Source organism: Bacillus sp. JJ783, assembly GCF_036963225.1.
Taxonomy (GTDB): domain Bacteria; phylum Bacillota; class Bacilli; order Bacillales; family Bacillaceae_G; genus Bacillus_A; species Bacillus_A cereus_U.
The window spans coordinates 1-4535 of sequence record NZ_JBALMG010000164.1 but is presented as its reverse complement, the minus strand read 5'-3'; the positions used below and the strand labels follow the sequence as shown (position 1 = coordinate 4535).

The window sequence follows — 4535 nt, the reverse complement described above, 5'->3', positions numbered from 1 at the left end:
TTTATATAACACCTTTTCTGTATCCTATTCTAATGCTTCTATTTCATAAAACTTATCATATTCTTCTCTGTATTGAAGTTTTAATTTTTCTATTAAACTTGCATCTGCTGAAATAATATCAATTACATCTGAATTTATATATAACAAATAAGTATCGCTATAAAAAGAAATATACGCTTGCTGACCACCATTAACGACATACTTGCAATACTTGTATACTTCATCTTTATGTACACCTTTTATCGTAGTAAATATTATTGTACTTTTAAGATCATTATCGTCTACTTGCGTTTCTGTCCAATTTTTAATCTTCATGAATCTTCCGATTTTTGTTTTCTCATTTATTCTCTTACTTTTACCATATGTTATATAACCGGAAGTAAATGAAATATCAATTGCATCAGGACTTTTAAAAAGTTCAGTCAAAATCCCTCTTAATTTTCTCAAATTACCCTCAAATAATTCTATATCGAATCTAATTCTATTTTTCGCCTCCACTTGAAAAAATGGTGTAGCTGTCATATCAGCAAAATTTACATTTAGTCTTTTCATTCTTTCCATTTCATCAATTCCTCGCTTCATATAGCATAAAAGTGTCTATATCATTTAATATAGACACCCTTTCACATGTATAGTTTTAATAACGGCCTGTAAATTTAAAAATTTCATCTACAGCTTGTTTATACCCACCCGATTTTCGGAAAGACTCCTTCATATTCAAAGCAATTTCTTTGAATGAAGAGTTATTTAATACTAGATTTACACTTTCACGTAGTTGATCCTCAGTTAATTCTTTCATATGTAACTTAATTCCTGCCCCGAGATTCTCCACTTGATTCGCGATTACTGGCTGATCCGCACTTTGCGGAATTACAATGAGTGGCACTCCATTATAAAGTCCTTCATGCGTACTGTTCATCCCGCCGTGTGTAATAAATAGTTTCGTATATGTAAGAAGTTCAGTTTGTGGTACATAGTTTTTCACAATGAAGTTTTTAGGAATATTACCTAAATCACTTATTTTAGTCTTTTCACCGATAGACATAACAATAGTATAATCAGTATTCTCAAACGCTTTAAAACAAAGTTTATAGAAAGTAATGGACTCGTTAAAAACCGTGCCTAGTGAAATATAAATCGGACTTTCCCCTTCGATTGCAGTAAAATCGAAGTTTTCTTTTCTTAATTGTGTAGAAATAGACGGTCCTACAAATTTATATGATTCATCAAAATTTTCTACAAAAGGTTGGAATTCCCTAGTTGTATAAACAATTGTAAGTGGTGCAGGATTACAGAAAACTTCATAAGGTGATTTTATTTCAACACCATATTTTTCTTTAATTCCTATTGTTAAATTTTGAAAATCATTTTTTATTTTTTCAATAGATTCCTCTGAGATATTTTTCGAAAGATGTTCTAACATTCTTGTAAATGATTTTTCGCCCTGCGCAAAAGATGTACTCGAATTAATTGATGGGAGTTTAAGAATTTGAGCAATTAGATGTCCACAGCCAAACATAGAATCGTGAATGATGTAATCAAAATGTCCTCCTTCAATTTGTTCAAGAACACTCGGTATAATAATATCTGCAGTATGTAAAAGACCATTTATTCTTTCTGGTAAATAATTTCGACCACCGGAAAGAAAAGCTTTTATAAACTTTTGTTCGTCAATTGTTCGTACAGTAGCTCCAGTTTTTTCAATACGCTCCCTGAAAGCTTCTATTGAAAAATAAACTACATCTTCACCGCGGGAAATAAGTTCTTCTACAACTTTAATTGTTGGATTAATATGACCTTCTGATCCAGCATTAATGAATAAAACACGTGCCAATGTAAACACTCCTTAAGTTAAATGATTTCTATGTTGTCATTAGGAGTATAGGCACTTCCTATACTCTTATCTCTTCTAAATGGACCTAGCGAGCCTAAACCCAAGATCATCTATATGAAATGTAGGATGGCTACGGCGGCGACAAGTAGCACCGCACCCTCTCGCTTCTTCAGCCCAGCTACCGCCTCGGAAAATTCGGTACGATCCATATACCTTTTCATCATACAAATCATAACACCATTCCCAAACGTTCCCTAACATATCATATACTCCCCATGCATTCGGTTCTTTTTTACCGACCTCATGAATTTTCCCATCCGAGTTTTTATTATACCAAGCTATCTTATCAAGTTCTCCATATGTATACCCAGTAGTCCCTGCTTTACATGCATATTGCCACTCTGCCTCAGAAGGTAATCGGTAGCCGTTGGATTCTACATTACAACTAACCTTTTGACCGCCATCACTAATAGAATAATATTCTTTTAATCCCGCTTTTTTTGAAAGTAAATTACAAAACATAATCACATCATTCCAAGAAATATTAACAACGGGTTTATGATTGCCTAGAAAAGAATTTGATGATTCATTTATAACAGTATAATATAATTCCATCGTTACAGTATATTGTGCAAGAAGAAACGGCTTAATTTGGGCCTTCCATTCTCTTTTAATTCGATCGTCTCTTAAAACTATCTCCCCTGCTGGGATTTTTACCATATAAGAATCAATCAAGCGAATTATTTCATTCAATATTATTCCTCCATTCAAAATGGAACATAATTTAATGTTTTTAATGCACCCATTTATACTTACTGCACTTCCTTTATGAATCGTTGAACCTCATTTGGTGTTTTTAAAATAATAATTCTTTTATCCTTATTGAATTGATCGAGTCTTTTTAAAATTGCAGGTCTTTTCGACTTAGGGTATTCCCATATCCATTTGAAAAATTGCAAGTCAAACCTTTCTTCACATCCGGCACCCATATCCGGTCTTGTTTTATTCCGATATTGCACAATTCTTTTAAAAGCACGATAAACACATATTGTTCTATGAATATCAAGAAAGATAATTGTATCCGCTGCGTTAATTCTTATGTCCATTGTCCCGCCATAATTCCCATCAATAATCCACTTTTCTTCTTTAATTAAGTCATTTTGAACTGTTCTTTGTTCCTCCCTCGGAACACCTACCCAATTCGGTTTCCAAAATAACGCATCAAGATGATGTACCTGTATTTTTAGTTTATTTCCTAACTGCTTTGCTAATGTAGATTTTCCTGAACCACCAGAACCAATTAATATTATTTTTTTCATATTAGTAGGACTCTTTCTATAGATTCTTCAATAGCTTCTTTATTAGCAAAAATCCATAAAAACATCTCTTCATTTAACTTTAGTAAATCTTTTAACTGAACAAAATAAGTAATAAAAATAATTTGTATAGAAAGCATAACATACCATACCATATAGACTGTATTTCCTCTCTTGTTAAAGGATTTTGCTTATTATATCCTTCAAAGATCTTTCCAACTATACGTAGCCATTTCCCTCTTAATATTTCATCAGTATATAACTCACTCAAAATGCTCGTACAACAATAGCATAAATCGAATACTCTAACGTTTTCTTCTAAAAGCTCAAAATCGATAAACCCTTGAAAATCACTTTCTTTAAAGATTACATTCGATAAGTGCATATCCCGATGAATAATTTGTTTCGGTAATGAGTGAACCGTTTCCTTGAAATCTATATGTATTTGATCCATTATTTGAATTACATCCTGATGAACATGTTCATTCTTTTCTAAAATTGGTAAAGCCCATCCGTATACTACTTTATACAAATCTTTTTTTATTAACCCGCTTGTACTGTTCACTGAATCTAGTGCTTGATGTAGATTCGCTATTTCATCTCCAATAGTGCTCCCTAGCTTTATCAGCTTTTCTGTATCTTTTATTTCTAGCACACTTCCAGTAACATATTCGTACAAACAATAATAATTCTCTTTATAAAATACGTACCTTTCATCATTTCTCGTTTTTACTAATTTTTGTACTTTAATAACTTTCTCATCAAGCTGTTCTAATACATTTAATTCATTTAGAAGCTGCTTCATCGATCCCTTTCCCTTTAAAATATACACTTTATTATTTTTCGTTACGTTTGGTTGAATTTCAGTAGCTGCAACATCTTTATATTGAAACCAAAACTTTGCAATTTCTAATATATCCTCCATATACAAATAACCCTTTTAAAATTCACTTATTTCTTCCGTAGCATAAACTCACCAAGCATTCCTACTCCAACACCAATTGTGTAAGCCACTAAATCACTCCATAAAAATCCGTACCCTAATACGAGTCCACCTAAAGTCGTTGCGCGAATGCTATCTATCCATTCCGCATGGTACAATTGGCTAATTTCAATCCCGTAGCAAAACATCAAACTAATAAAAGCTAATTTCCTCGTTTCTATTTTAGGAAACAAAAATCCAAATCCAGTAAAAATCATTAATGCCCATAAAGCATCACCTAAGTACTCATTTAACAAATCTGGTAACGCAAAAGCAAACTTTCTTGAACTAAGACCTAAAATAATAACAACTATAGTAAACAGTGCATATAGTAATCTATTTCGTTTCGTATTCATTTCAAAATCCCCTAATATATAATGTAAAACTATAAATAGCTAGTAAA

Annotated in this window: 5 protein-coding genes and 1 pseudogene; all 6 read right to left on the bottom strand. The window is 32.1% G+C overall.

What is annotated here, in order from left to right:
- Window positions 1–24: 24 nt before the first annotated feature.
- The 6 genes and pseudogenes from V7038_RS26250 to V7038_RS26225 all read right to left on the bottom strand — a co-directional run bounded on the left by V7038_RS26250 (window position 25) and on the right by V7038_RS26225 (window position 4488).
- The gene (locus tag V7038_RS26250) at window positions 25–561 is read right to left on the bottom strand and encodes a phosphatase (protein ID WP_070139468.1); all 537 of its coding nucleotides are present in this window, start codon (window positions 559–561) and stop codon (window positions 25–27) included.
- 76 nt (window positions 562–637) lie between these two features.
- The gene (locus V7038_RS26245; RefSeq protein ID WP_070146575.1) at window positions 638–1834 is read right to left on the bottom strand and encodes a macrolide family glycosyltransferase; all 1197 of its coding nucleotides are present in this window, start codon (window positions 1832–1834) and stop codon (window positions 638–640) included.
- Between the two features lie 75 nt (window positions 1835–1909).
- Window positions 1910–2587: a formylglycine-generating enzyme family protein gene (locus V7038_RS26240; protein WP_070139392.1), complete on the bottom strand. Its 678-nt coding sequence runs from the start codon at window positions 2585–2587 to the stop codon at window positions 1910–1912.
- 59 nt (window positions 2588–2646) lie between these two features.
- Window positions 2647–3153, bottom strand: coding sequence for a DNA topology modulation protein (locus V7038_RS26235; protein ID WP_070146576.1), 507 nt, complete (start codon window positions 3151–3153; stop codon window positions 2647–2649).
- A pseudogene (locus tag V7038_RS26230) lies at window positions 3150–4075 on the bottom strand (phosphotransferase enzyme family protein). Before V7038_RS26230 ends, V7038_RS26235 begins: the two are co-directional and overlap by 4 nt.
- 26 nt (window positions 4076–4101) lie before the next feature.
- Window positions 4102–4488, bottom strand: coding sequence for a DUF2809 domain-containing protein (locus V7038_RS26225; RefSeq protein ID WP_070146578.1), 387 nt, complete (start codon window positions 4486–4488; stop codon window positions 4102–4104).
- Window positions 4489–4535 lie beyond the last annotated feature (47 nt).

What these genes read in the sequence shown, in the direction of transcription:
- V7038_RS26250 (WP_070139468.1), bottom strand. Translation starts at nt 561, where the DNA reads ATGGAAAGAATGAAAAGACTAAATGTAAATTTTGCTGATATGACAGCT.
- V7038_RS26225 (WP_070146578.1), bottom strand. Translation starts at nt 4,488, where the DNA reads ATGAATACGAAACGAAATAGATTACTATATGCACTGTTTACTATAGTT.
- V7038_RS26235 (WP_070146576.1), bottom strand. Translation starts at nt 3,153, where the DNA reads ATGAAAAAAATAATATTAATTGGTTCTGGTGGTTCAGGAAAATCTACA.